Origin of the sequence: Methylobacterium sp. E-066 (assembly GCF_022829635.1) — a bacterium.
Lineage (GTDB): Bacteria > Pseudomonadota > Alphaproteobacteria > Rhizobiales > Beijerinckiaceae > Methylobacterium.
Window position 1 is genome coordinate 52,875 of record NZ_JAKSYO010000207.1, and the last position, 26,173, is coordinate 79,047.

A 26,173-nucleotide genomic window follows, 5' to 3' on the forward strand; every position below is an offset into this window, starting at 1 on the left:
GATTCCCTCAGCCGAGGGGACCATGATAGGTCGGCTTCGGACCGGTTCTGACAGCCGGGCTCGACCACGCGCCCGATCGGCGCTGGAGGCCGGGCGCGGGATCGGGTTGGGGTGTCCGGTCTCCCTCGACGCCAGGCTGGGAGAGGTAGCGCTCGCCGCTATCCGCGATGATGGCGACGATGGTCCGGCCGGCATTCTCCGGCCGCGCGGCCAATTGGGCTGCCGCGAACAGAACCGCCCCCGAGGACGGCCCTGCCGTGAGCCCTTCGTCCCGCGCCAGCGCCCGGGCCGTGAGCCGAGCCTGGGCCGTCTCGCACGCGATCACCGCGTCGACGACGCCGGAATCGTAGTTGCCGGGGAGATGCTGCGCCTCCACCTCGGTCACCTTGTGCACGCCCTCGACGGTGTCCACGTCCGGATGGTCGGGGGTCGGGACCGAGCCGGCCGCCGGCTCGACCACCACCACCTTCAGGCCGGGCTTCTGCGCTTTCAGGTAGCGGCCGGTGCCCGAGACCGTGCCCCCGGTTCCCACCGCCGACACGAGGATGTCGACCGCCCCCGCCGTATCGCGCCAGATCTCCGGGCCGGTCGTCTCGAAATGGATCCGGGGGTTGGCCGGATTGCTGCGCTGGTTGGTGTAGAGGGCGTCCGGATTCTCCTGTTGCACCCGATCGATGATGAGGTCCACGGCGCCGGGCTGCAGGAACTCGGCATCGTCGATCAGGATCGTCCGGGCGCCGTATTGGTGGATCAGGGCGATCTTCTCGGGGCTCGTGGAGGCGCGCAGGTAGAACTTCGCCCGGTAGCCCCGGGCCGCGGCCAGGGCCGCGAGCCCGATCCCGGTATTGCCGCTGGTGAGATCGACCAGCGTCTGGCCGGGCCGGAGATGCCCCTCGGCCTCCGCGGCGCGGATGATCCCCCAGGCGGTGCGGTCCTTGATGCTGCCGGCCGGGTTCAGATACTCGATCTTCGCCAGGATGCGGCAGGGACTGGTCTGCCGGCCGCCGAAGCGCTTGAGTTCCAGCAGCGGCGTGTTGCCGATCAGCGCGGCGAGATGATCGGACCATGCGGTCATGCGTGGATCTCCAAGCCGGGCGCGCGCGCGGCATCGCTCGGACCGATCGGTTCGGCGGCCGCGTCCGGCGCCGCGCGGGCCGGCAGCGCGGGCAGCGCCGCCAGAAGGCGCCGGGTGTAGGAATCCGCGGGCGCCGCGAAGATGTCCTCGACCGGGCCGGTCTCGACGATCCGGCCATCCTTCATCACCGCGACGCGGTCGCTCATGTGCTGGATCACGCCGAGATCGTGCGAGATCAGCAGGAGGGTCAGGCCGAAGCGGTGCTGAAGGTCGGCCAGAAGGTCCAGGATCTGGGCCTGGGTCGTGACGTCGAGGGCCGAGACCGGCTCGTCGCAGACGAGGAGGTCGGGTTGGCCGGCCAGGGCCTGGGCGATCGCCACGCGCTGGCGCTGGCCACCCGAGAGCGTTCTCGGTCGCCGCGCCAGCATCTCGCGGGGCAGCCCGACGAGGGCCATCAGTTCGGCCGCCCGCGCGGCGCGCTGGCCGGCGGCGAGGCCGGGCTGCAGGCGCAGGGGCTGTTCGAGGATCCGCCGCACGGTGTCGCGCGGATCGAACGAGCCGAGAGGATCCTGGACGATGGTCTGGATCCGTGGGCGCAACGGTCGGCGGCTCCGCTCCGGTAGCGTGCTCCAGGGTCGCCCCTCGAACAGGACTTCGCCGCGATCCGCCCGCTGAAGGGCGAGGACGACCCGGCCCAGGGTGGTCTTCCCCGAGCCCGATTCACCGACGATGCCGAAGGTCTCGCCCTGCCGCACCCGAAGCGAGACCCCGGCCAGGGCATCGACCGCCCCGCCCGGGCGGGAAAACCGGACGGCGACGTCGCGGACTTCGAGGATGGGCTCGGCCGGACGAGGATCCCGCGCCCGCTCCGGGCGGGGGCCGGCTCTGGACAGCCAGCTCTGGCGCGTCTCGGGCCCCGGGACCGCGGCCAGCAGGCGGCGGGTATAGGCGTGGCGGGGATCGGCCAGCACCGCCCGGGCCGGACCCGCCTCGACGATCGCGCCGTGCTGCATCACGGCGATCGTGTCAGCGACCTGGGCCGCGACCGCGAGGTCGTGCGTGATCAGCAGCAGCCCGTGGCCGGCCCGGGCCAGATCCGCGAAGACCGCCAGGATCTGGCGCTGGATCGTCACGTCAAGGGCGGTGGTCGGCTCGTCGGCGATGAGGAGACGCGGACGGCCTGCCAGCGCCGAGGCGATGAGCGCCCGCTGCCGCAGGCCTCCGGAGAGTTCGTGCGGGTATTGCGCCGCCCGGATTGCGGGGTCGGGGATGCCGACGCGGGCGAGCAGGGCCTGCACCTCCCCCGCCACCGCGTCCCGGGGCAGCAGGCGATGCGCGAGGATCGGCTCGGCGACCTCCTGGCCGATCCTGCGCAGCGGATCGAGGGAGACCAGGGCATCCTGGAGCACGAACCCGACCTGCCGGCCGCGGACGGCGCGCCACCGGCGCTCCGAGAGGCCGAGCAGGTCGAGGGCCCGGCCCTCGTGGCCGGTCAGCCGCAGCGCCTCGGCCCGGATCCGGGCGCGGGCCCCCGCCAGCCCGACAAGGGCCCGGGCGGTGACCGACTTGCCCGATCCCGATTCGCCGACCAGCGCCAGGACCTCGCCCGGCCTGATCGTGAAGGAGATGCCGCGCACCACCTCGTCCGGACCGCTCCGGCCCGGAAAGGCGACGTGCAGCCCCTCGACCGCGAGGACGGGGGTGGACCGAGCCTCCTCCCGGAGAACCGGATCGCGGGGATCGGCGCCCGCGCCGGTCACGAGCCGTCGCTCCCGGCCAGCAGGTCTTGCAGCCCGCGCCCGAGGATCGTGATGGCGATCACCGAGACCGCGACGACGGTCGCCGGCAGGACGCTGATCCAGGGCGCCGTGTCGAGGTAGTTCCGGCCGTCGGCCAGCAGCGCACCCCACTCGGCCACCGGCGGCACCACGCCGAGCCCGATGAAGCTCAGGGCCGAGGCGGTCAGGACCGCATGACCGAGGCCGATGGTCGCCACCACCACGAGCGGCCGGGTCGCATTCGGGATGACGTGACGGAGGATGATGGTCCGGCGCGGCTCGCCCAGCGCCACGGCGTGCTCGACATAGCCGGACCGGACGACCTGCAGGACCTGCGACCGCACCAGCCGCGCATAGCCGGCGATGCTCGAAAGACCCACCGCCAGCAGGGTGTTGGCCGGTCCGCGCCCCAGGGCCACGATGACGAGGAGCGCGAGCAGGATCTCGGGGAAGGCGAGGAAGACATCGATCAGCCGCACGAGGATCGCCCGCACGACCGGCGGGGCGAGCGCCGCCGCCAGTCCCAGCAGCACGCCGCCCGCGCAGGCGACCAGCGTCGCGCCGAGGCCGATGGTCAGGGACAGCGACGTGCCGTGGACCACCCGGGCGAAGACGTCCCGGCCCAGCTGGTCGGTCCCGAACCCGTGGGCCGGGCCGGGGGGCGCCAGGATCGCATCGGTGTCGATCGCGTCGGGGGCGAGCCCGGTGAACAGGCCGGGCGCGGCGGTGGCGACGGCCAGGAGCAGCACGGGGACGAGGGGCACGAGGAGGCCGGGCCTATGCCAGGGCGCGGGCGAGCCGCGATCGGGGCGGAGCCGGTCGATGATCGCGAGCATGTCGGTCATGGCGCGGCCCGCCTCAGGCGCGGATCGATGCGCCGGTACAGGGCGTCGAGGGAGAGATTGATCAGCACCGAGGCCAGCGCCGAGAGCATCACCAGGCCGAGGAGGAGCGGCATGTCCCGGGTCCGGATCGCCTGGATCGTGATCTGGCCGATGCCGGAGCGACCGAACACCGTCTCGGTCAGGATCGAGCCGCCGAGCACGCCGGCGAACAGCGTGCCGGCCAGCGTCGAGGCGGCGAGCGCGGCATGCCGCAGGGCGTGGCGCAGGCGCAGCGCCGCCTCGCCGACGCCGCGCATCCGGATCGTGAGCGCGAAGGGCTGCGCCAGCGCCTCCTCCAGCCCGTCCCGCAGCACCTGCGCGAGAAGCGCGGCCAGCGGCAGGCTGAGCGCCACCGCCGGCAGGACCAGCGCCGGGATCCCGTCGCCGCCGATGATCGGAAACCAGCCGAGGGTGAAGCTGAACAGCACGATCAGCAGCAGGCCGAACCAGTAGACCGGCGTGCTCAGCACCACGAGTTCGAGGCCGGAGAGCACGCCGCGCAGCCATCCGCGGCGGCCGGCTGAGACCAGGGCGCTCGCGAGGCCGAGGCCGAGAGCCAGGACCATGGCAGCGCCCGCGAGCTGGAGCGTCGGGCCTGCGGCTTCGGCGATGACCGTGATCACCGGCAGCCGATACTGGTAGCTCTGGCCGAAATCCCCGGCGAGCGCGTGCGCGACGTAGCGGGCGTACTGGACGGCCAGGGGCTGGTCGAGGCCGTAGCGCGCGACGAGGGCGGCCCGCTCCGCGGCGTCGACGACGTTCTCGCCGCCGGTCAGGATGGCGACGGGATCGCCCGGAATCGCCTTGATCGCGACGAAGGCGATCGTCGCGGCCGCCCAGAGCACGCTGAGGATCACGCCGAGGCGCTGCAGCGCGACGACGAGCCCGGCCGGGGCGGTTCGGCTACGGGGCGAGCCAGGCATCGTAGAAGCTCGGCTTGGCGTTCGCTGTCCAGCTGATGCCGTTCAGGCGCTTCGACGCGCCGAGCTGGAACGCCGGCACGTAGAGCGGCACCGCGTAGGCGGACCCGATGATCTCGGCCTGGACCTGCCGGTAGAGGCCCCCGCGCACCGCGTCGGGCGCGCCGACCGCCTGCGTCAGCGCCGCGTCGAGGGCGGTGACGCGGGAGAAATTCGCCCCGTTGGGCGGGATATAGGCCGCGTGGAAGACCGTGCGCAGGATATCCGGCTCGGGGCGGACATAGTAGATCGAGGCCATGTCGTAGTCGTTGGCGGCGGTCCGGGCCGTGAACCCGCCCGCATCGAGCGGATCCAGCTGAAGATCGAAGCCTGCTTTCTTCACCGCGTACTGGACGGCTTGGACCAGCGTGAGGTTGTCGGCCCCCGAGAAGGCGACGTCGTAGACGAAGCGGACGGCGAGCCGTGCCCCGGCCTTGGTGCGGATGCCTTCCGGGTCCGTCCGCGTCCAGCCGGCCTCGTCGAGCAGCCGCGCCGCCCGCTGCGGATCGAAGCCCCAGCTGTGCGCCACCGCCGGATCGTAATGGAGGGTCGCGGGGCCGAGGATGTTGTCGGCGGGCTTCAGGCTGCCGAAGAAGGCGACCTTGACCAGCGGCGGGATGTCGATCGCGCTCTGGAAGGCCTGTCGGACCCGGATATCGGCGAAGGGGCCGCGACTGGTGTTGAGGAACAGCGACCAGTTCACCCCCGGGTTCTCGCGCGTGACGACGCGCAGGCGCGGATCCGCCTGGACCGCGCGGAAATTCGCCGGCGGCACCTCGTCGATCGCCTGGATCTGGCCGCTCGTGAGCGCCCCGAGCCGCACCGCGGCTTCCGGCAGGTATCGGAACGCGATGGCGTCGAGATAGGCCGGCCCGGTATGGGCGGCAAAGCCTGGCCCCCACGCATAATCCTTGCGCCGGACCAGCTGGCTGCCGCTGCCCTTGACGTAGCGTTCGAGGATGAACGGGCCCGAGCCGACGACGGTGTTCGTGGTACTGCGCGCGTCGCGCAGGTAGGTCGGCGACTGGATGCCGAGATAGGGCAGGCTCAGGCCCTGCAGCAGCGGCACGAAGGGCTGCTTGTACCGGAACACGACGGTGTCGGGGTCCGGGGCGGCCACGGTATCGAGCGGGCCGAGCAGGGACTTGGCGTAGCTCGACGTCGTCTTCGGGTCGAGGATGCGGTTGATGTTGAACGCCACCGCCTCGGCGTCGAGCCGGGTGCCGTCGCTGAAGGTCACGCCGCGGCGCAGATGGAACGTGTAGACGGTGTTGTCAGCATTCACCTCCCAGCGCTCGGCGAGCCAGGGGGTGAAGCTCTTGTCCTCGGCCTGACCGACGAGCGAATCGACCACGTGCCGGGTGATCAGGGCGGTGATCGAACTGCCGGTGATCGAGGGATCGATGATCGCCGTGTCGGAGGCGAGGCCGACCGTCAGCGTCCCGCCCTGGACCGGCCCGTCCGCCCGGCAGTCCCGCGCCGCGGCGCCGAGGAGACAGACGGCGGCCGCCGCGAGCATGCCGAGCCGGCCCAGGATGGCGGGGCGCCGGAGGGGCCGGCCCGGGGCCGGATGGGGAGCATCGTCACGCAGGTTGGTCATGGCTGTCCGTCGGGGCCCCTCTGCCCGGAGTTGCGATCGATGCGGGCCGATCATGCGGCCGCCTCCACGCCCCAGCCGAGCTGCGGCGCGATCAGGGTCCTGAAGTCCGCCAGGATCTGGCGGTATGCGTCGGGGGCGAAGCTGTAGGGCAGCTCCAGCCGCAGGGTATCGGCGAAGGGCAGGATCGGATCGGCGCGCAGCCGCTCGACGATCTCGGCCGCGGTGCCGACGAGATCGGGCGCGAACTGGGTTCGCCGCTCGCCCTGCGGCGCGCGAGTGCGGGCGTGGCGGCTCGCGGCATAGTCGCGGTAGCGCGCCCGGGTCGCCGTGTCGGCGCCGTCGAGGGGTACGATCACCCGGCCGAGCGCGATCCGCGGCGTGCCGACGCCGCGCCAATGGGCGCGGAAGATCTCGACGTGATGGGCCTGGGTCGCGAAGAAGCCGTCCCGCTCCTCCGCTGTGTTGATGTTGCCGATGAGGAGATGGAAGCCGTTCTCGGCGGCCCAGCGGACCGAGCGCAGCGAGCCGCCGCCGTACCACAGCCTCTGACGCAGCCCCGGCGCGTGCGGGCGCAGCCGGGGCCGGTGGGTGCCGGCCGCCGAGGTGATCCGCGTGTCGGGCTCCCCGAGCCAGTCCCCGTCGAGATTGGCGGCGAGCCGCGCCACGCGGCGATGCGTGTGATCGACGCGCGCCGGATCGCCATCCAGGAAGCGGTCGCCGAGCAGCGCCCCATAGGCCGGCGGCCCGGCGCTCAAGCCGACATGGAGCCGGCCGCCGGACAGGATGTCCACCAGCGACAGGTCTTCCGCGAGCCGGAACGGGTTCTCGTAGCCCATCTGGATCACGGCCGTGCCGAGGTCGATCCGGCGCGTGCGCTGCGTCGCGGCCGCCAGGAAGGTCGCCGCCGACGAGATGCCGGGTTCGAGGTGGCGCTGGCGCACCCAGGCGCCGTCGAAGCCGAGGGCCTCGCCGGTGGCGAACAGGTCGAGGGTCTGCTCCAGCCCGGCGCGCGGATCGGCATCGTCGTAACTGCCCGGTGTCAGGAAGGCGATCTGACGGATCGAAGCCTGCGCCATCGCTCAAAACTTCGGCAGGCCGGGCGGGTTGGTCTCGGAGCGCGGCAGCGCCTCCTCCTCCAAGCCCCAGCGGGCCAGGGCCCGGCCATACGTGCCGTTGGCGATCAGGTCGTTGGTGGCGAGCGTCAGCGCGTCGACCAGGCCGCTGCCCTTGCGGGTCGCGATCGCGACATCCGATGTCAGCGGCCAGCCGGCGCTGAGCGTGCCCGCCTGCCGGATGTCCTTGTCGCGCGCGGCCACGAACACGAGTTGCGCGTGCGGCTGCACGATCACGTCGGCCCGGCCCGAGCGCAGGGCCACGAGGCGGGCGGCCTCGTCGTCGAACAGCTGCAACTCGAGGGGCTTGAGCCCCGCCGCGCGGTTCTGCTTGTCCCACTCGACCAGGATACGCTCTTGGTTGGTGCCGCCGCCGACGCTGATGGTGAGGCCAGCCACGTCCTTTGGCTCGGCGATCCGCGTGATCGGGCTGTCGGCCTTCACGAACAGGCCGTGCAGGCCCTGTCGGTAGGTGGTGAAGTCGAACTTCTCCTTGCGCTGCTCGGTGACGCCGACATTCGAGATCACCGCGTCGTACCGGCCGGCGGTCAGGCCGAGGGGCCAATCCTCCCAGGCCACGGGAACGAGCTTGAGCCGCAGGCCGAGGCTGTCGGCGATCAGCTGGGCGAAGTCGGGATCCGCCCCGACCACGGTCCTGGCATCGGTGGCGTAGCTCCCGAGCGGCGGCCCGCCCGGGGTGATCCCCACCGTCAAGGCGCCGGGCTCGGCGAACCGGTAATCCTTCGGGAGGCGCGCGATCGCGGCCGGGTCCTTTTCGGCCCGGATCCGGCCCGGCTGCTCCGGCCCGAGATCGAAAGGCCCCGTTGTCCCCTCCGCCGCAGCGAGAGGGCCCGCCCACAGCGCGCCGAGGACGAGCGACAGGCGCATCCACCGTGGAATCATCGAAAGCCTCCGGTTCCCGGTCTTGGCGGCGGCCCGCCGGTCAGGTCCGCGGCAGGCCCGGCGGGTTGGTGCGCGATTCCTCGATGGCCTCGGCCGAGAGGTTCCAGCGCGCCAGCGCCTGGGCGTAGTGTCCGTTCTTGATCTGGGTGTTGATCGCGTGCGTGATCGCCTCGGCGAGGCCCGCGCCCTTGCGCGTCGTCACCGCGATCTCGGCGAGCACCGGCCAGCCGCCGCTGAAATTGCCGGCGAGCCGGGTCTTGCCCTCCTGCGCCGCCTTGAAGCCCAGGAGCGCGTTCGGCCCGAGATAGGCGTCGGCCCGGCCGGACTCGATGGAGAGGTAGAGCACCACGTCGTCGTCGTGATACTGGAACTCGACCGGCTTGAGCCCGGCCTTCACGTTCTGGTCGTTCCAGCGGAGCAGGATCTGCTCTTGGTTGGTGCCGGCGGAGACGATCACCCGGAGGCCGGCCACGTCGCGCGGCTCGCGGATGACGATCGGGTTGTCCTTCCGGACATAGAAGCCGAGCAGGTCCTTGCGGTAGGTCGAGAAGTCGAACTTCTCCTTGCGCTGCTCGGTGACGGTGACGTTCGAGATGACCGCGTCGTACTTGCCCGAGATGACGCCGAGGGGCCAGTCGGACCAGGAAACCGGCACGATCTCGAGCTTGCGGCCGAGCGCGTCGGCGACGAGCTGCGCGATGTCGGGCTCGGACCCGATGATCGTCTTGGTGTCGGTGGCGTACCCGCCGAACGGGAAGCGGCCGCCATTGTTGGCCACGGTGAACACGCCGTCCTGGGCGAAGCGCGCGTCCTTGGCGATGAGCCGGATCGCCTCCTCGTCGCGGGCGGCGCGCACCCGCCCGGGCTGCTCGGGGGAGAAGTCGAACGCCTCCACGGCGCGGGCACGGCCGGACACGAGCGCCCCCGAGGTGGCGGCGGCGAGGAGGGCGAGGGATCTGCGGCGGGTGAGCACGGTCGAGAGCCTTTTCGAGAGGGGTCAGAGAACCTTGGCGAGGAATTCCCGGGTCCGCGGATGGTCCGGCTCCGTGAGCGTCCGGTGTGGCGGTCCCTGCTCGATCACGCGGCCGTCCTCCATGAACACCACGTGGTCGGCGACCTCGCGGGCGAAGCCGATCTCGTGGGTCACGATCACCAGGGTGGTGCCGGAGCGGGCGAGTTCCTTGATCACGTCGAGCACCTCGCCGACGAGTTCGGGGTCGAGGGCCGAGGTCGGCTCGTCGAACAGCAGCACCTTCGGCTTGAGCGCGAGGGCGCGCGCGATGGCGACCCGCTGCTGCTGGCCGCCCGAGAGCTGGCGAGGATAGGCGTCGGCCTTCGCGGCGAGGCCGACCCGGGCCAGAAGCTCGCGCGCCTCGGCGAGCGCCTGCGCGCGGGGCACGCCGCGCACCGTCATGGGCGCCTCGATGATGTTCTCGATGGCCGTGAGGTGGGGGAACAGGTTGAAGGTCTGAAACACCATGCCGACATCGACGCGTCGTTTCAGGATGTCCTTCTCCTTGAGCTCGTGGAGCGCGTCGCCGTCCTGCCGGTAGCCGATCAGCTCGCCGTCGATCGCGATGAAGCCCTGATCGACCCGCTCCAAGTGGTTGATCGCCCGCAGCAGGGTCGATTTGCCCGAGCCGGACTGGCCGATGATCGCGGTCACGCTGCCGGGCCGCAGGGCGAGGCTGACGTCGTCGAGCACCTTGAGCGCGCCGAAGCTTTTGGAGACGCCGCTGATCCGGATCTCGCCGCCGGCCGCGAACAGGCTGGACCGTGGGACCGGGGCGGCCACGGCGTCCGCGGTGGCGGAGGCCCGGCCGGCCTCGTCGCTGGCGCGCCGGATCCGTTTGAGCGCCAGGGCGATCAGCGAGGGTGGCGGCTCGCGCAGCGCGCCGCGGGCATAGTAGCGCTCGATATGGCGCTGGACGAAGGACAGCACGGTCAGGATGACGAGGTACCAGACCGTCGCCACCATCAGCAGCGGGATGACTTCGAGGTTGCGCCGGTAGATGACCTGGACCGTGTAGAACAGATCCGGCAGCGCCAGGATGTAGACGACCGAGGTGTATTTCGTGATTTCGGTGACTTGGTTGAACGCGGCCGGCAGGATCGAGCGCATCGCCTGGGGCAGCACGATGCGGGTGATCTGCCGGCGCCACGGCAGCCCCAGCGCCGCGGCGGCTTCGAGCTGGCCTTGGTCGACCGAGAGGAGGCCGCCGCGCACGATCTCCGCCGAGAAGGCCGCGGTGTGGAGGGTGAGGCCGAGCACCGCCGCCAGGAACGGCGTGATCAGCTGGGTCGTCTGCCAGGACCCGAAGCTGATCCCGGTAAACGGCACCCCGACCGAGAGCGTCGGATAGAGGTATCCGAGATTGTTGAGGATCAGGAGCAGGACGATCAGCGGGACCGAGCGGAACAGCCAGACGTAGCCCCAGGACAGGCCGGCGAGCAGCGGCGAGCCGGAGATGCGCGCGAAGGCCAGGAGGCCGGCGAGCAGGAAGCCGAAGACCATGCTGAGCAGGGTCAGGAGCAGGGTGCGCCCGAGGCCGGTCAGGACCGGTTCGGCGAAGAACCACTCGGCGAAGACCGCCCAGCCCCAGCGCGGGTTGGTGAGGACCGAGTGCAGGATCACGGCGATCACCAAGCCGGCGAAGACCGTCCCGATGCTGCGCGCCGGATAGCGCGCCGGGACGATCCGGGCGCGGCTGAAATCGCGGGCCGAGCCCGGGTGGCTGACGGGCCCGGGCAGGCTCGCCACGTCGCTGGCGAAGGTCATGGCAGGCTTTCTCGGGACAGGGGCTCTTGGGATGACCGTCTCGGCGGGGCGGAACTCAAGCGGGGCTGCACGCGGCGACCGCGACGGCCAGCTGCTGGGCGACCGCCGCCGGGGGGCGAAGTGCCTTCTCGAAGGGCAGGATCTTGTAGATCTCGGGATCGAGCGACACGTCGAACAGCGGCGTGTAGCCGAGGTCCAGGTAGAGCCCCTTGGCCTCGGGCTGGCGGAAGCCGGTGGTCAGGTAGATGCGGTCGTAGCCCTGTCGCCCGGCCTGCGCTTCGAGCGCCTCGACGACCCGGCGTGCCAGGCCTTGCCGCCGGAACTGCGTGTCCGTCCAGACCCGCTTCAGTTCGGCCGTGTGGTCGTCGTAGCGCTTGAACGCCCCGCCCGCGATGGCGCGCCCGTCCCGCAGGAGCAGCACGAAATTCCCGTCCGGCGGCGCGAACAGCTCGGCCGGGTAGCGGCTCATCTCGGCGCCGGGCGGATCACCGAAATAGCTGCCGTAGCGGGTGACGTACTCCCAGGTGAGCTGTTCGACGAGGGGGCGCGCCAGCGGGTCCAACGGCGTGGTGTAGACGAACTGATCGGACATGGCGGCTTTATCCAATCGCAGGGGCGGCGGGGAGGGTCAGACCAGGAAGGCGCGGGCGAGCCGAACCCAGAGGCTCGCGGCCGGCGCGAGGATCGCATCGTCGAAATCGTACTGGGGGCTGTGCAGCGGCGCGCTGTCGCCGTTGCCCACGAACAGGTAGCTGCCCGGCCGCGCCTCCAGGAGGTAGGCGAAATCCTCGCTCGCCATGCGCGGCTTGAAGTCGGATTCCAGGCGGCCGGGACCGAAGGCGTCGAGCGCCACGTCCTGCGCGAAGCGCGTCTCCGCCGCGTGGTTGACCAGGGCCGGCAGGCCCCTGCGGTAGCGCAGCTCCGCCCGCGCGCCGTAGCTCTCGGCGATGCCCCGCGTGATCGCCGTGACGCGCTCTTCGAGCCGGTCGCGCACCGCCGGATCGAAGCTGCGGATCGTCAGGCTGAGATCGACGCTGTCGGGGATGACATTCGAGGCTTCCCCGCCGTGGATCGCGCCGACGCTGACGACGGCGGCCTCGCGCGGGTCGACGTTGCGCGCGACGATGCTCTGCAACGCCAGCACGATGGCCGAGGCGGCCACAACCGGGTCCACCGTCTCGTGGGGCGAGGCGCCGTGGCCGCCCCGGCCCACGACACGGATCTCGGCCTTGTCGACCGCCGCCATGGCGGGGCCCGTGACGAAGCCGAATTGCCCGCGCGGCACCCCCGGCCAGTTGTGGAACCCGAAGATCGCGTCGACCGGAAACTGCTCGAACAGCCCCTTGCCGATGAGCGTGCGCGCGCCGGCGCCGATCTCCTCGGCCGGCTGGAAGATCAGGGTCAGCGTGCCGGAGAAATCCAGATCCGCCAGGCGCTTGGCTGCTGCGAGCAGCGTCGCGGTGTGCCCGTCATGGCCGCAGGCATGCATCGTCCCGGGCGTCCCCGAGCGGTAGGGCAGGTTCGTCGCCTCCGCGATCGGCAGCGCGTCCATGTCGGCGCGCAGGCCGAGCCGGCGCTCGCCCGAGCCCTTGCGGAGCACTCCGACCACGCCGGTGCCGGCAAGCCCGGCGGTGACCGTGTAGCCGTAGCCGCGCAGCCGCTCGGCCACGAGGGCGCTGGTACGCGTCTCCTTGAAGGCCAGTTCGGGATGCCGATGCAGGTCGCGCCGGAGGCTGACGAACTCGTCCACCGAGGCGAGGATGCCCGGATCGATCCCCCTCTCGGCGATCGCTGCGTGGATGGTCATCGCGGGACGCCTCAGCCGGCCTGCCGCACCGGCGCGGCATCGCCCGGCGCGCTGTAGCGGCTCGCGCGGCGCGGCAGGCCGAGATGGTCGCGCAGGGTCGTACCCGGCAGCGTGCGGTCGTAGACGCCGCGCGCCTCCAGCACTGGGATCACGAGTTCGATGAAGTCGTCGAGGCCCTGGCCGATCACGGGGAAGCCGAGCACGAAGCCGTCCGCCGCCTGATTCTCGACCCGCGCAATCAGCAGGTCGGCGACCTCCTCGGCCGAGCCGATCAGGTCGGTGCGCGGCGTCGCGGTCTCGAGCGCCGCCTCGCGCAGGGTCTGCCCCTTCGTGGCGGCGTTGCGCTTGATGCGGTCGGTGGTCGAGCGGAAACTGTTCTGGCCGATCGCGCCGAGATCCGGGAACGGCGCGTCGAGGGGATAGGCGCTGAAATCGTGATGGTCGAAGAAGCGGCCGAGATAGGCGAGCGCGTCCTCGATCGAGATCAGGTCGCGGATCGCCTGATACTTGTCCTCGGCCTCCGCGCGCGTGCGGCCGACGATCGGGCCGGCCCCCGGGAACAGCTTCACGTCGTCCGCGCGCCGTCCATGGGCCACCGCGCTGGTCTTGATCGCGCGGTAGAGGGCCTGCGCCTCCTCCAGGGGCACGTGGTTGGCGAAGACCGCGTCGGCGTGCCGGCCCGCGAGCCCGATCCCCGATTCGGACGCGCCGGCCTGGAACAGCACCGGCTGGCCCTGGGGCGAGCGCTGGATGTTGAGCGGCCCCTCCACCTGGAAGAACCGCCCCTTGTGGTTCAGCGTATGCAGCTTGTCGGGATCGAAGAAGCGCCCGCTGGCACGGTCCCGCACGAAGGCGTCGTCGTCCCAGGAATCCCAGAGGCCCTTCGCGACCTCGAGATATTCCTGCGCGATCTCGTAGCGCAGCGCGTGCTCGGGATGGGGCCGGCTGTAATTGCGCCCGGAGCCTTCGAGCGGCGAGGTCACGGCGTTCCAGCCGGCCCGGCCGCCGCTGATCAGGTCGAGCGAGGCGAATTGCCGGGCGATCGTGAAGGGGTCGCTGTAGGAGGTCGAGACCGTCCCCACGAGACCGAGTTTCTGCGTGTTGGCCGCGAGAGCCGAGAGCAGGGTCAGCGGCTCGAACCGGTTCAAGAAGTGCGGGATCGACTTGTCGTTGATGTAGAGCCCGTCCGCCACGAACGCGAAGGCGATCCCGTTCGCCTCGGCCTTGCGCGCGTTGCGGATGAAGAGGTCGAGGTTGACGCTGGCATCGACCGGATTGCTCGGATGGCGCCACGCATTCATGTGGCTGCCGCCGCCCTGGAGCATCAGGCCGAAGGTGAGACGGGTCTGCGACATGGGCGGGGCTTTCCGGACCGGGATCAGGCCGCGAGGGCCGAGGCGCCGCCCGCGAGCAGCGTCACGGAGGCGAGGCGTCGGGTGGTCGCGGAGGGCGGCGTGTCGACGATGAATTCGCGGATTCCGAAGCGGGCCTGCAGCCGGTCGAGTTCGCCGCGCACGTCCTCGGCCGTGCCCGACAGCACGTGCGGCCTGCGGAGCTCGGTGCGGAAGGCGGCGGCGCCGGCCTGCCGGGCATATTCGGCCGCCTGTTCCTCGGTGCCGAGATTGACGCTCTGGCCGTCGTCGAGGGTGACCCGGACGACCTTGAGCGGATCGGTCACCGCCCGGGCCTCCTCCGCGGTCGGGGCCACGAAGGCCGTCACCGCGAGCAGCACTTCGCCCGTGCCGCCCGCCTTCGCGTAGGCGTCGAGGCTCGCCTCGGTCACCCCCGGGTCGCCGTTGAGCTGCCCGGCGAAGACGAAGTGCCAGCCGCGCGCCGCGGCGAGCCGCGCCGAGTCGGGACTCGCGCCGAGGAGGAAGCGCTCGGGCGCGGACGGCGGCACCGGCAGGGCCGGCGGCGACCCCGCCTCGGATCGGGCCGCGAGGTAACCGTCGAGCTCCGCGAGCAGGTCCTCGAAGCGCGGCGGGCGCGCCGGATCCTGCAGGCGCCGCAGGGCGCGGGTCGCGTCGGGCAGCCCCCCGAACGCCTTGCCGATCCCGAGGTCGATCCGGCCCGGCGCCAGCGTCGCGAGCAGGTTGAAGGTCTCCGCGACCTTGTAGGGGCTGTAATGCGGCAGCAGCACGCCGCCGGAGCCGATCCGGATGCGCTGCGTCCGCGCCGCCAGATACGCGATCAGCACCTCGGGCGCCGAGCTGGCCAGCCCCGGATTCGCGTGATGCTCCGCCACCCAGAAGCGCTTGTAGCCGAGACGCTCGGCGTTCTGTGCGAGCGCGATCGTGCGCTGGAGCGCCACACCCGCCGGCTCGTCCGCCAGGATGGGGCTCTTGTCGAGCAGGCTGAGCGCGTAGGTCATCGGAAGGCCTGAGCCTGATGCGCAGGGCGGCAGGCCGGAACGCCCGAACGCCGGATCCGTGACCGGGGGGCTGGTTTGAGGATCGTGATCAGCACAAGGGACCGTCCGGGCTCCGGAATTCACAACCGCCGCGTCGTTGCTTGACCGTTGCTGCCCCAGCGGATGTCACGGCAGAAGATCTCGCAAAGAAACGGCTAAGCATTTCGTCCGACCCGGCAATTCTCCGACCGGTTCATGCCCGCGTCAACGACAGTCGATCCCAAAGATAAGCGGTGTTTTAGGGGTTTGATTTGCTTGCTGCCGGATCGGTCGAAAGATTATTTCTCGACCGGCGGCCTGCCTTGTTCGCCCCCTCGCCCCTCCGCGCGTCCCGCGTTCAGGCGCGTCGGGCGCGCGGGCGAGCAGCCGGTGCGGGAAGCGGCGGCAGCTCGAGATTGGAGCGGAAATCGTCGCCGCCGTAATCGGTGTCGATGAGGGCGCGCCGCCGCAGTTCCGGCAGGAGGCCGTTGAGCAGCAGATCCTCCTGGTCCGGGTTTCCCAGGCCATGCAGGGTCAGCACGTCGACGGCGCCGGCCCGGAAGCGCTCTTCGATGGCGTCGGCCAGCTGCTCGGGGGTGCCGGCGACGGACCAGTGGCCGGTCTCCTGGGCCTCGATGATCAGCGCGCGCAGGGTCAGGCCCTGGCGGGCGTAGCGCCGGAAGATCTCCACCCGACCGCGCCGGCGGTCGATGCTCTCGACCTCCGGCAGCAGCGCCGCGGGGAGCGGCGCGTCGAGCGGGAGGCCCGAGAGGTCGACCTGGCCGCCCAGCATATCCGCGAGCTTGAGGCGGCCCTGTTCGTAATCGATCCGCGCGTGCTTCTCCCGGAGCCGACGGACCACGTCCGCTTCGGACTCGCCGATGACGGCGTGGAAGGAATTCATCACGCGCGGCAGGGCCTCGCCGCGCCCGTAGGCGGTGGCGCGGCGGCGAAGCTCCGTCGCGAAGGCGATGGCGCCCTCCAGGGTCGGCTGGGCGGTGTAGACGATCTCGGCGTAGCGGGCCCCGACGTTCACCCCTGCCTCCGACTGCCCGGCCTGGAACAGCACCGGCCGCCCCTGCGGCAGCGGCGGGATGTTCAGCGGCCCCGCGACGGTGAAGTGCGCCCCGCGATGGGCGATCCGGTGGAACTTCGCCGGATCGACGGCGATCGCACCCGAGTCCTTGCGGTGGGCCGCATCCCGCGCGTTCGCGTCGAAGAGGGCGTTGACGACCGCGATGAACTCCGCGGCGCGGGCGTAGCGCGCCTCCGGGCCGGGGAGCGTCTCGCCGAAATTCTCCTCGCCGACCGAGGAGGTCACGGCGTTCCAGGCCGCGCGGCCGCCGCTGACATGGTCCAGGGTGCCGATCTGCCGGGCGAGATTGTAGGGATGGTGGAAGCTCGTCGACACGGTCGCCACCAGCCCGATCCGGGATGTCGCCTGACTGAGGGCGGCGAGCGCGATGAGGGGTTCCTGCGCGCCGGCGGTTCCGGCCAGGCCCGCCGGATCGATCTGCAGGAGGTCGGCGGTGAAGAGGCCGGTGATCCGCTCGGCCTCCGCCTTGCGGGCGAGTTCGACCGCGCGCCTCACGCCGATCGTGGGATCGCCGTCGTTCGATGCGGCCACGACGTTGGCGGCACCGACCAGGGTCTTGAGGCGTCGGGGACGGCCCACCGTCATGGCCGACGCCGAGAGATGGTCGCGGGACGCGACGCGCGCGGCCTCCGGGGAGGCACGTCTCTTCGGCGCCGGTGCCAAACCCCGTCCGGGGTCGGTGAGGTCCGGGTCATACGGCTCAGGCCGCCGTCGCGCGACGCGTCGCGAGGCGATCGAGCACCTTGCGTTCCTGCCCCTCCTTCACGGCCAAGACGCGGGCGGTCGCCGCCTCGAAGGAGGCGGCGGGCGGATAGATCGGCGAAGTCCCGGCCTGACCGGCCCGCGCCCCGATAGGCTTCTCGAACGGTAGGGAGCGGTACAGGGTGGGGTCCGCCGCCGTGTCGAACAGCGGCCGATAACCGAGCATGCGATAGAGCGCGGTCGCCTCCGGTTGGCGAAACCCCGTGGTCAGGTAGGCGCGCGTGTAGCCGAGGCGGCCCGCATGCTCCTCCAGCGCCGCCACGACGCGCTGCGCCAGCCCCTGGCGGCGCAGGTCGGCCCGGGTCCAGATGCGCTTGAGCTCCACGGTCTCGTCGTCGTGGCTCATGAAGGCGCCGCCGGCGATGGTCTCTCCATCCCGGACGATCAGCAGGAAGTCGCCGAGCGGCGGTTGATAGACCTCCGCCGGGTAGCGCAGGATCTCGGACCGTGCGCCCCCGGGACGGCCGGCCGTGCCGTAGCGGCTGTCATACTCGGCGACCAGCGCCTCCAGGAGCGGTTGCGCGGCCGCCTCCAGGGGAGACGATCGGATGATGACGCCGGCCAAAGACTGCCTCCGTCGAAGATGAACAGGGTTTCGCGACACGGAACCCGAGGCGCCGAGGCGAAGGCGCGGTCGCGACGTCGATCCCGACTGCGACGCGCTCACGCCCTGCACGCTCAGCGCTGCGTTCGTATGGCCCCGGGGTTTCAAGAGGATCGATCAGGCCGCCCGCCGAAGATCTTCAAGACATTCCATCGTATATCGGCCGCGCATCAACGGCTGATCACACTCTCATACTCGTACGGCGACGCCTCGAACGTCAATGAAAGCTTAATGCATCTTTGTGCCATTTCGTAGGACGATCACTTCTCCAAGGCTCGCAGGAGGAGAGATCGATATCCCGTGCCGACTTGGTTGCGGAGCCAGTCCACGACGCGACCCAGGACTTGCAGCAGGGGGATCGAGCGCGACCGCTTTCGGGTCAAACGCCCCCTGCCCCGGAAGCCGCGCGCGTGCCGGGCTGACCCGCGGCGGCGGCCGGGCGCAGATCCGCAATCGTCGCCCGGGCGGTGTCGAGGGCGATGGCGACGGCCGACATCGTGGCGGCGTCCGGGGCTCGCTCGCGGGCGTAGCGGACCGCGTCGCCGGCCAGCCGGTCGACCTCGCGGGTCAGCCCGGCGAGCGCCGCCGGGTCCCGGGCGGCCCGGGCCTGCTCGGTGATCGCCAGGAGCCGCTCCATGATCTCGTCGACGTGCTCGCGGCGCAGGCCGGCCAGGCGCTGCCGGATCCAGGCCAGGACCGAGACCAGGCCGCCGGCCAGCGCGCCGAGCAGGTAGAGCGTGTCGCCGTAGCGCTCGACGAAGCCGTGCTGCTCGCGCTCGTAATAGTCGAGCGCCCCCGGATGGATCGGAATCCGCGCGCTGGTCGCCGCCACCGTGGTCTCGTAGGACGGGGCCTGGACGTAATCCGCCGCCTCCGTGGCGTTGCCCGCCTCCGTGCGCTTCTCGAACAGCTGCTGGGTCATGTCGGCCGCCACCGCGCGGCTCAAGGAGGCGCGGGCCATCAGGCGATAGGAGGCGCCGACCGTCTTCACGTCGTCCGCCGGCAGCTTCGGCCGGCCGCCGAACAGCCCGCCGGGGATGGCCACCGCCTGGAGCTTGGGGAAGCGCTCGATCACCGCGTCGTCGTCCTCGACGGCGACGAACTCGACCTTGCCGCCCCGCGCCACCGAGCGGACCGCCGCGACCAGATCGAGGGCTTTCGGGGCGGAGGGCGCGATGATGCTGATGAAGGCATCGATCCGCTTCTCGCGGATCGCCCCCGCCACCGCGTCCTCGGCCACCGGCACGAGCACGACGGCGCGGTCGCCGGGGCCGCCCCCCGCCCCCGGCTCCAGGGTCAGGCCGTAATAGCCGAGGATGCTCTTGAGCAGCCAGATGTCGGCGTCCCGGTGCGCGCCGATGCCGAGCCGCTTGCCGGCCAGGTGCGGGAAATCCTTGATGCCGGCCTGCTCGGGCGAGGCGATGAGCATCGCCTGGTCGCGCAGTATCGCCAGGGTGAGCCCGTTGGTCGGCAGCAGCACGTCCGGCCGGACCACCGCCAGATCGGCGCGCCCGTCCTGCAGGGCGGCGGCGCTCTCGCGCACGTCGTCGAAGGCGAGGATCTTGAGGCGCAGTCCGGTGCGGCCGGATTCCAGCGCGTCCGCGTAGGCCTTGATCAGGCCGGGCTCGGTCCCGTCCCGGGGCGCCACCGCGACGGTGAGCACGGTCGCCTGCAGGAGATACCAGGCGGCCAGGGCCGCCGTGCCGAGGAGCACGACGGCGCCGGCCAGCAGGGTCTCGCGGCGCAGCAGCCAGGACAGGTCGGTCGGCATCGGCCTCTCGGTGGGTCACGCCGCGCCGCGGGGCGGCGCAGCTCGAAAGCGCGGCTACAGCGCCAGTTCCGGGATCGGATCGGCGTCGCGGAGGCGGGTCGGTGCGGGCGCGGCGGGGCCCGGGGTCTCGACGGAAAAATAGGCCATCGGCTCCCGGCGGCCGCGCAGGGGCTCGCGGCTGACCTCCCGCCAGAGGGCGGTCGCCGGGCCGGCCGCGCGCCGGACGGCCTCCGAGGCCAGGATCGGGACGCCGTGGGCCTTGGTCGCCTGCTCCAGGCGGGCGGCCACGTTCACCGTGTCGCCCAGCACGGTGAACTCGTAGCGCGCCTCCTCGCCGATGATGCCGCTGAACACCTCGCCGCAATGGAGGCCGATTCCGATCCGCACCGTGGCGTCGTGCTCGCCCTTGAGGTTCCAGCGGGCGATGACCTCCACCAGGTCCGTGGCGAAGGCCACCGCCCGGGCGGCGTCGTCGGCTTGCGCTTCCGGCAGGCCGAACACCACCAGGGCGCCGTCGCCGATGAACTTGTCGACGACGCCGTTGTGCAGCCGGGCCACGCGCATCACCCGGCGCCGGAACGCCGACAGGAAGGCGGAAAGCTGCTGCGGGTCCAGGCGCTCGGCCAGGGCGGTGGAGCCGCGCATGTCGACGAAGGCGATGACCGCCTGCTGCCGCCGGCCGGCCCGCAGGCTGCCGTCGTCGTCGGCCAGGCGCGAGACCAGCTCCTGCGGCAGGAAGCGCGACAGCCGGCGGCGGCGCCCCGCCTCGCGCATGGCCGAGACGGCGAACAGGATCAGCACCAGGACGAGCCCGGCGAGCGCCGCCCAGATCAAGAGCGCGATCCGGGAGACCGCCGCCTGGCGCTGCTCCATCAGGGCCGATTCCTCAGCCTCCATGCGGCGCACGACGGTGCGGATCTCGTCCATCAGGCGCCGCCCGTGCCCTTCCCGGACGAGGGTCCGGCTCGCCTCGATGTCGCCGCTCCGGTGCAGGTCGATGCTGGTGCCGAGCTCGCCGAGTTTTTCCCGGATCAGCAGGATCAGGCCGTCGAGTTCGGCGCGCTGGCTGTCGTCGTCGCGGAGGAGGTCGTGCAGGCGGGCGATCTCGCCGTTGACCTTGGACCGGCCGGCCCGGAACGGCGGCAGGAAATTCTCGTCCTCGGTCAGCAGGTAGCCCCGCTGCCCGGTCTCGGCGTCCTGGACCGCCGACAGCACCCGGCCGAGGCGCCCCTCGACCGCCAGGGCATGGCGCACCGCCTCGCTGCCGCGCTGCTGATAGACCGAGGCGCCCACCGCGATGCCCAGCATCGCCAGGATCACGGCGAGGCCGGCGATCATCCGGTCGACGGTCTTCGAGCGTCCCGGCAGATGCTCGATCACGTCCAGGGCGGCGCGGGCTGTCATGCCGGAGCCGCTAAGGATCGGGACGCGCATGCGCCAGCGATCCCGCGGGCCGGGGCCGCTGGCCGTATGGGCTGGCGCATGGTCGCGCTCCGCGCCGCGGGCACAGCGATCTCCTGTCACGATGGGGTCGGCGGACGATCCGGGCCGGGCCGACGGGTGGAACCGCTAGCACAAAAGACGGCCCCGGCCATTGTTCCCCCGCATCGGGCAAACATCACGGAGGACAGGGATTTTCGGCCCCTGCTGCCGCAATCGTGATCCACTCGGGCTGCCTTCGAGGGCGACGCCGCGCCTTCCCTCCCCCGCAGAGGCTACGATGTTCACACATCGGCTGGTGGAAGGTGCGACGCGCTCTCCTCCCCCTTGTGGGGAGGAGTTGGAGGTGGGGGTGGCTCAGAAGGCACCGTGACGTTCGATCCTGCACCACCCCCACCCCTGGCCCCTCCCCGCAAGGGGGAGGGGAAAAGCGTGGTGCAGCAAGCGCTTGCTAACGGACCCGATGTGTGGATCCGCCAGCCCGCTTGAGAGCGCGAACCTGCGCCTCCGAGGAAGATGGGTTGAATCGCAGGAACGGGCCGGGGCGGTACCTCGGCCGCCCCCCCCGCCGCTACAGTCCGAACATGCTCTGGGTCGGGGCGTGCAGCGTGAAGGCGTGGCCTTCGTCGACCCAGCCGGTGCCGGCGTGGCCCTGCTCGATGGAGGTGATCTCCGCGGCACTGGACGCGTAATAATGGCGGCCGCTCTCGGTGTTGACGAAGCGCTCGATGTTCATCGCGGCCGATCCGGCGGCGGAGGGATCGCTGTACGCCTCGAAGGCGACGCCGTCGTAGTGGTAGCCCGAGCCGGAGCCGAGCAGGCCGTCCCGCTCGGCCGTGCTGGTCGTGTAGAACGTGTCCCCAGTCGCCGCGTTGGTGAAGTGGAACACGTCCGCGGTGCCGGCGGAGCCGGTGGGGGCGGCCCAGCCGACCCCCTGATACGCGTAGGCCGGTTGGGAGGTCTTGATCGCGTCCCGCTCCTCCGTGCTGGCCGTGTAGAGATGCTGGCCGGTGGACGCGTCGTAGAAGTGGAAGACCGGCTCCAGGCTCGCGCTCGTGCCGGTGTTCGGGTTCGCCTGGTAGGCGCGCAGGTAGTCGATGTTCATCTGGGCCGGGAACGGCGTCGACGCGTCGGCATCGCCCGGCCATGTCCCCCCGATCGCCAGGTTGGCGATCATGTACATGGGCTTGTCCAGGCTGGCGGGGGTGGGCGTCTGATAGACCTCCTGGCCGTCGAAGTAGAAGACCAGGCTGTCCGGCCCCCAATCGACCCCGTAGGTGTGAAAGCCGTCGCTCATGTCGGCGACCTGCGACGCGCCCTGGCTCAGGGTGTGGTTGCCCGGGGTCTGGCCCGGCGCGAGGCTGTGCACGCTGGTGTAGAGCGTGTCGGGCTCGTGCCCGAGCATCTCCATCACGTCGATCTCGGGGGGCCAGGTGCCGTCCTGCGACAGCAGCCAGAAGGCCGGCCACACCCCCTGCCCGGCCGGCAGCTCGGCCCGCATCTCGAAGTAGCCGTAGGTCTGGCTGAAGCTGTGCGAGGTGTTGATCATCCCCGACGTGTAGGGCTGGCCGCCGAGCTCCGGGAGCAGCGACGGGTCCGACGGCGCCGCCGTGATGGACAGGACGCCGTTATGGACGCTGAACGGGTTCGGCAGCGCCGCGGCACTGCCATCCGTGGACTGATCGGCCCGGACGTACCATTCCTGCTCCTGGTTGAACGGCCGCGTTCCGGTCGCCGTGACGTAGCTGCCCCATTGCGGGCCGCCCGCCGTGTCGAGGCCCGATGTCCCGTTCCAGAGGTCGAGGGTGTCGAACTCGGCGCTGTAGGTCAGGGTCGCGGTCTGCGCGAGGTTCTTGGGGTCGATCGGCATCGGGGCTGGCCTCTCGGTTCCGCCGGATCACGTTTTGGTACAATCAAGGGTTGCAATATTCCTGCCGGCCCGGCGGCGAAGAGGCCGGACCGGCCTACTTCTCGCGAAACGCACGCCGCGCCTGATCGACCAGGGGCTTGGTGAGATACGACAGGACCGTCCGGTCGGCGGTCCGGATGAAGGCTTCCACCGGCATGCCGGGCATCAGCTTGGCGCCGTCGAGGCGGCCGAGCTCGTCCTTGGTCACGCCCAGGCGCACGAGGTAGTAGACATTGCCGGTCCGCTTGTCCTCGCTGACATCCGCGGCGATCCGGGTGACCCGGCCGTTGAGCTCCGGCGTGGTCCGCTGGTCGAAGCTCGGGAAGCGCAGGCCGGCGGCCTGGCCGGTCTGCAGCCGGTCGATGTCCTGGGGGGCGACCCGGACCTCGGCCACCAGGGAATCGGCGGTCGGCACGATCAGCAGGATCGGCTCGCCCGGCGCGATCACGCCGCCGCTCGTATGGACCGCGAGCTCGTGCACGTAGCCGGTCTGCGGGGCGCGGATCTCGATGCGCTGGAGCTGGTCGAGGGCGGAGATCCGCTGCTCGGTCAGGGTCGCGGCCTTGGCGCGGTTCTCGGCCAGCTCCTTGGCGACGTCGCTGCGCAGGTTCTGCTCGAGCTGGATGATCTGCAGCTCGGTCTCCGAGATCTTGCCCTTGGTCTGGGCGATGTTGGCCACCAGGACCCCACGCTCGCCCTTGAGGCGGGACATGTCGCGCTGGAGGCTGGTGAGCCGGGTCAGCTGGATCAGGTTCTTCTTCCAGAGATCCTCGACGCCCTCGTATTCCCGCCCGATGATCGCGGTCTCCTGCTCCTTGGCGGCGGCCTGCTCGACCAGGCCCTTGATCTCCTCGCGCAGCTGGCCGATCCGCTCGCGCAGCTGCGCCTTCTGGCCCTGAAGCGCGTCGCGGCGGAACCGGAACAGCTTGCGCTCGCCGTCGACGATCCGGGCGACCTCGGGTCCGGCCCCGGCGAGCTCGGCCGGGAAGGTGGGCTCGTCGCGGCCGTCGCGCTCGGCCTCGAGCCGGGCGTTGCGGGCGGCGATCTCCCACAGGCTCTTGGTGACGCTGTCGTAGGTCGCCCGGCTGGTGGTAGCGTCGAGCCGGACCAGCAGGTCGCCGGCCTGGACGCGGGCGCCCTCTTGGATCGGCAACTCGGCGACCACGCCGCCGGTCGGGTGCTGGACCTTCTTGATGTTGCTCTCGACCACCAGGGAGCCGGTGGCGATGATCGCCCCGGACAGTTCGGTGGCGGCGGTCCAGGCGCCGGTGCCGGTGGCCAGCACGATCACCGCGGCGACGCCGGCGACGTGCCGCCGGAGCGAGCGCCGGGTTTCCCGGGTCGGGTCGAAGGCTTGGTCCTGCGTCATGCGACCCTCGCGGGTGTCTGCCGGGTCAGGGCGCCCAGCTGCGCCAGGACCTCATCGCGGGGCCCGTGCAGCCGCACGCGGCCCTCGCCCAGGACCAGGATGCGGTCGACCGCCGCCAGCGCGCTCGGCCGGTGGGCGATCACCACCACGATGCCACCGCGGGCGCGCACGCCCTGCACGGCCGCCGCCAGGGCGCGGTCACCGTCGACGTCGAGGTTGGAGTTCGGCTCGTCGAGCACCACCAGGAACGGGTCGCCGTAAAGCGCCCGGGCGAGCGCGATCCGCTGGCGCTGGCCGCCGGACAGGCCGAGCCCGCCGGCGCCGACCCGGGCGTCGTAGCCGCCGGGCAGGCGCAGCACGACCTCGTGGACGCCCGCCGCCTTCGCGGCCGATTGCAGGGCTTCCGGGTCGGGCGCGGGATCGAACCGGGTGATGTTCTCCGCGATGGTGCCGTCGAACATCGCGATGTCCTGCGGCAGGTAGCCGATGGCGCGCCCGAGGGCGTCGGGATCCCACTGGTCGATCGCCGCGCCGTCGAGGCGGATCACCCCGCGGACCGGCCGGGCCAGGCCGACCAGCGCCCGGGCGAATGTGGACTTGCCCGAGCCGCTGGCGCCGATCACCCCCAGGGCGCTGCCCGGCGCCAGGGCGACGTTGACGTCGTGCAGGACCAGGGTGTCGGTCCCGGGGACGGCGATCGACAGGGCGGTCACGCGCACGCTCTCCCGGGGCGCCGGCAGGGGCGTCAGGGCCTCGGGCTCCCGCGGGGGCAGGAACGCCACCAGGCGGCCCCAGGCCTGCCGGGCGGCCGAGAACGACTTCCAGTTGGCGATGGCGAGATCCACCGGGGCGAGCGCCCGGGCCGACAGGATCGTGGCGGCCAGCATCACCCCGCCGGTGGCCTCCTCGCGCACCACCAGGTAGGCGCCGAGCCCCAGGATCCCGGATTGCAGCACCGTGCGCAGCAGCCGCGCCGTCGCGCCGAAGCCGATGGCGAGGTCGTTGCTGGAGGTGGCGACATCGAGGGTTTCACGGGTCCGGACCTGCCAGAGATCGGCCACCCGCGACCGCATCCCCAGGGCGCAGAGCAGCGGCGCGGTCCGGTGCGCCATGTCGGTAAAGGACCGGCGCGCGCCGGCGACCCGCACGGTCTCCCGGGTGGTCTCGGCGGAGGCCCAGTCGGTCAGGACCGTCAGGATGCAGAGGACCAGGGCGCCGCCCGCGATCGCCGCCCCGAGCCAGGGATGGAACAGGAAGCAGACCGCGATGTAGAGCGGCACCCAGGGCAGGTCGAAGAAGGCGGTAAGCGCCAGGCTCGACACGAAGCCCCGGACGGTGTCGAGGTCGCGCAGGGCCTGGGGGCCGTCGTCGCCGCGGGGCGTCTCGGAGCCGCGCGCCAGCAGGGTCCGGAAGATCCGCGGGCCGAGGCGCTCGTCGACGAGGCGGCCGAACCGCGACAGGATCCGGGCGCGGAACACCTCGAACACGCTCTGGATCACGAACAGCATCAGGGCGATGCCGGCGAGCCCGACCAGGGTGGCGATGCTCCGGCTCGGCAGCACCCGGTCGTAGACTTGAAGCATGAAGATCGGGGCGGTCAGCATCAGCAGGTTGATCAGGCCGCTGACGATCATCACGGTGATCAGGGCGCTCCGCCCGGCCCGCACGGCGGCCCGGAATTCCCGGCTTTTGGCAACACGCAACACGCCTTCGTCGGTCACAGGACGGTCTCCCCGGAGACTCGGGTTCGGAAACCCGAACAGAACCCCGCCGCGGGAGCGGCGGGGGCCGGGCCGTCAGATGCCGAGAGTCGCGAGCGCGCCGGGGCCGACGCGCCGGCGCGCGGCGGGGCTGAGGATTGCGGCAGCAGAGGGCGTCATGAACGTCTCCGGTTTCATGACGTAACCGCTTGTGCAACTATGGGTTGCAATCTTCG

General features: G+C 71.5%; 20 protein-coding genes. All 20 read right to left on the reverse strand.

Annotation, left to right across the window (positions count from 1 at the left end; translation table 11 throughout):
• Positions 1–7: 7 nt before the first annotated feature.
• Positions 8–1,075, reverse strand: coding sequence for a PLP-dependent cysteine synthase family protein (locus tag MKL20_RS31020; RefSeq protein WP_244039904.1), 1,068 nt, complete (start codon positions 1,073–1,075; stop codon positions 8–10).
• Positions 1,072–2,835 carry a dipeptide ABC transporter ATP-binding protein gene (locus tag MKL20_RS31025; protein WP_244039905.1) on the reverse strand — a complete coding sequence of 588 codons (1,764 nt, stop codon included), beginning with the start codon at positions 2,833–2,835 and terminating at the stop codon, positions 1,072–1,074. Before MKL20_RS31025 ends, MKL20_RS31020 begins: the two co-directional genes overlap by 4 nt.
• On the reverse strand, positions 2,832–3,698 hold the full coding sequence (locus MKL20_RS31030; RefSeq protein WP_244039906.1) for an ABC transporter permease: 867 nt from the start codon (positions 3,696–3,698) through the stop codon (positions 2,832–2,834). Before MKL20_RS31030 ends, MKL20_RS31025 begins: the two co-directional genes overlap by 4 nt.
• The gene (locus MKL20_RS31035; RefSeq protein ID WP_244039907.1) at positions 3,695–4,660 is read right to left on the reverse strand and encodes an ABC transporter permease; all 966 of its coding nucleotides are present in this window, start codon (positions 4,658–4,660) and stop codon (positions 3,695–3,697) included. Before MKL20_RS31035 ends, MKL20_RS31030 begins: the two co-directional genes overlap by 4 nt.
• Entirely contained in the window at positions 4,641–6,296 is a 1,656-nt protein-coding gene (locus MKL20_RS31040; protein WP_244039908.1) for an ABC transporter substrate-binding protein, read from the reverse strand. The genes MKL20_RS31035 and MKL20_RS31040 overlap by 20 nt, the downstream gene beginning before the upstream one ends.
• Positions 6,297–6,346: 50 nt before the next feature.
• A complete protein-coding gene (locus MKL20_RS31045; RefSeq protein ID WP_244039909.1) occupies positions 6,347–7,372 on the reverse strand; it encodes an LLM class flavin-dependent oxidoreductase in 1,026 nt (341 codons plus the stop codon).
• Between the two features lie 3 nt (positions 7,373–7,375).
• Entirely contained in the window at positions 7,376–8,296 is a 921-nt protein-coding gene (locus MKL20_RS31050; RefSeq protein ID WP_244039926.1) for an ABC transporter substrate-binding protein, read from the reverse strand.
• A gap of 55 nt (positions 8,297–8,351) precedes the next feature.
• A complete protein-coding gene (locus tag MKL20_RS31055; protein ID WP_409568217.1) occupies positions 8,352–9,284 on the reverse strand; it encodes an ABC transporter substrate-binding protein in 933 nt (310 codons plus the stop codon).
• Between the two features lie 24 nt (positions 9,285–9,308).
• Complete coding sequence (locus MKL20_RS31060; protein WP_244039910.1) at positions 9,309–11,090, reverse strand: amino acid ABC transporter permease/ATP-binding protein; 1,782 nt, start codon at positions 11,088–11,090, stop codon at positions 9,309–9,311.
• A gap of 55 nt (positions 11,091–11,145) precedes the next feature.
• Positions 11,146–11,682, reverse strand: a complete 537-nt coding sequence (locus MKL20_RS31065; protein WP_244039911.1) for a GNAT family N-acetyltransferase — start codon at positions 11,680–11,682, stop codon at positions 11,146–11,148.
• Between the two features lie 36 nt (positions 11,683–11,718).
• On the reverse strand, positions 11,719–12,897 hold the full coding sequence (locus tag MKL20_RS31070; protein WP_244039912.1) for a M20 aminoacylase family protein: 1,179 nt from the start codon (positions 12,895–12,897) through the stop codon (positions 11,719–11,721).
• 11 nt (positions 12,898–12,908) lie between these two features.
• Complete coding sequence (locus MKL20_RS31075; RefSeq protein WP_244039913.1) at positions 12,909–14,252, reverse strand: LLM class flavin-dependent oxidoreductase; 1,344 nt, start codon at positions 14,250–14,252, stop codon at positions 12,909–12,911.
• Between the two features lie 23 nt (positions 14,253–14,275).
• The gene (locus tag MKL20_RS31080; RefSeq protein ID WP_244039914.1) at positions 14,276–15,268 is read right to left on the reverse strand and encodes an MsnO8 family LLM class oxidoreductase; all 993 of its coding nucleotides are present in this window, start codon (positions 15,266–15,268) and stop codon (positions 14,276–14,278) included.
• A 376-nt stretch (positions 15,269–15,644) separates the two neighbouring features.
• On the reverse strand, positions 15,645–16,967 hold the full coding sequence (locus MKL20_RS31085; protein WP_244039915.1) for an NtaA/DmoA family FMN-dependent monooxygenase: 1,323 nt from the start codon (positions 16,965–16,967) through the stop codon (positions 15,645–15,647).
• A gap of 115 nt (positions 16,968–17,082) precedes the next feature.
• Entirely contained in the window at positions 17,083–17,709 is a 627-nt protein-coding gene (locus MKL20_RS31090; protein WP_244039916.1) for a GNAT family N-acetyltransferase, read from the reverse strand.
• Between the two features lie 418 nt (positions 17,710–18,127).
• On the reverse strand, positions 18,128–19,519 hold the full coding sequence (locus MKL20_RS31095; RefSeq protein WP_244039917.1) for a TAXI family TRAP transporter solute-binding subunit: 1,392 nt from the start codon (positions 19,517–19,519) through the stop codon (positions 18,128–18,130).
• 54 nt (positions 19,520–19,573) lie between these two features.
• Complete coding sequence (locus MKL20_RS31100) at positions 19,574–20,953, reverse strand: CHASE3 domain-containing protein (RefSeq protein ID WP_244039918.1); 1,380 nt, start codon at positions 20,951–20,953, stop codon at positions 19,574–19,576.
• Positions 20,954–21,530: 577 nt separating this feature from the next.
• Positions 21,531–22,829, reverse strand: coding sequence for a family 16 glycosylhydrolase (locus MKL20_RS31105; protein ID WP_244039919.1), 1,299 nt, complete (start codon positions 22,827–22,829; stop codon positions 21,531–21,533).
• A 94-nt stretch (positions 22,830–22,923) separates the two neighbouring features.
• The gene (locus tag MKL20_RS31110; RefSeq protein WP_244039920.1) at positions 22,924–24,237 is read right to left on the reverse strand and encodes an HlyD family type I secretion periplasmic adaptor subunit; all 1,314 of its coding nucleotides are present in this window, start codon (positions 24,235–24,237) and stop codon (positions 22,924–22,926) included.
• Positions 24,234–25,958 carry a type I secretion system permease/ATPase gene (locus MKL20_RS31115; RefSeq protein WP_244039921.1) on the reverse strand — a complete coding sequence of 575 codons (1,725 nt, stop codon included), beginning with the start codon at positions 25,956–25,958 and terminating at the stop codon, positions 24,234–24,236. Before MKL20_RS31115 ends, MKL20_RS31110 begins: the two co-directional genes overlap by 4 nt.
• Positions 25,959–26,173 lie beyond the last annotated feature (215 nt).

Bases quoted from the DNA above. Each gene is read 5' to 3' on its own strand.
- MKL20_RS31020 (WP_244039904.1), bottom strand. From the start codon at position 1,075: ATGACCGCATGGTCCGATCATCTCGCCGCGCTGATCGGCAACACGCCG.
- MKL20_RS31030 (WP_244039906.1), bottom strand. From the start codon at position 3,698: ATGACCGACATGCTCGCGATCATCGACCGGCTCCGCCCCGATCGCGGC.
- MKL20_RS31035 (WP_244039907.1), bottom strand. From the start codon at position 4,660: ATGCCTGGCTCGCCCCGTAGCCGAACCGCCCCGGCCGGGCTCGTCGTC.
- MKL20_RS31040 (WP_244039908.1), bottom strand. From the start codon at position 6,296: ATGACCAACCTGCGTGACGATGCTCCCCATCCGGCCCCGGGCCGGCCC.
- MKL20_RS31045 (WP_244039909.1), bottom strand. From the start codon at position 7,372: ATGGCGCAGGCTTCGATCCGTCAGATCGCCTTCCTGACACCGGGCAGT.
- MKL20_RS31050 (WP_244039926.1), bottom strand. From the start codon at position 8,296: ATGCGCCTGTCGCTCGTCCTCGGCGCGCTGTGGGCGGGCCCTCTCGCT.
- MKL20_RS31060 (WP_244039910.1), bottom strand. From the start codon at position 11,090: ATGACCTTCGCCAGCGACGTGGCGAGCCTGCCCGGGCCCGTCAGCCAC.
- MKL20_RS31065 (WP_244039911.1), bottom strand. From the start codon at position 11,682: ATGTCCGATCAGTTCGTCTACACCACGCCGTTGGACCCGCTGGCGCGC.
- MKL20_RS31070 (WP_244039912.1), bottom strand. From the start codon at position 12,897: ATGACCATCCACGCAGCGATCGCCGAGAGGGGGATCGATCCGGGCATC.
- MKL20_RS31075 (WP_244039913.1), bottom strand. From the start codon at position 14,252: ATGTCGCAGACCCGTCTCACCTTCGGCCTGATGCTCCAGGGCGGCGGC.
- MKL20_RS31080 (WP_244039914.1), bottom strand. From the start codon at position 15,268: ATGACCTACGCGCTCAGCCTGCTCGACAAGAGCCCCATCCTGGCGGAC.
- MKL20_RS31085 (WP_244039915.1), bottom strand. From the start codon at position 16,967: ATGACGGTGGGCCGTCCCCGACGCCTCAAGACCCTGGTCGGTGCCGCC.
- MKL20_RS31095 (WP_244039917.1), bottom strand. From the start codon at position 19,519: ATGCCGACCGACCTGTCCTGGCTGCTGCGCCGCGAGACCCTGCTGGCC.
- MKL20_RS31100 (WP_244039918.1), bottom strand. From the start codon at position 20,953: ATGCGCGTCCCGATCCTTAGCGGCTCCGGCATGACAGCCCGCGCCGCC.
- MKL20_RS31105 (WP_244039919.1), bottom strand. From the start codon at position 22,829: ATGCCGATCGACCCCAAGAACCTCGCGCAGACCGCGACCCTGACCTAC.
- MKL20_RS31110 (WP_244039920.1), bottom strand. From the start codon at position 24,237: ATGACGCAGGACCAAGCCTTCGACCCGACCCGGGAAACCCGGCGCTCG.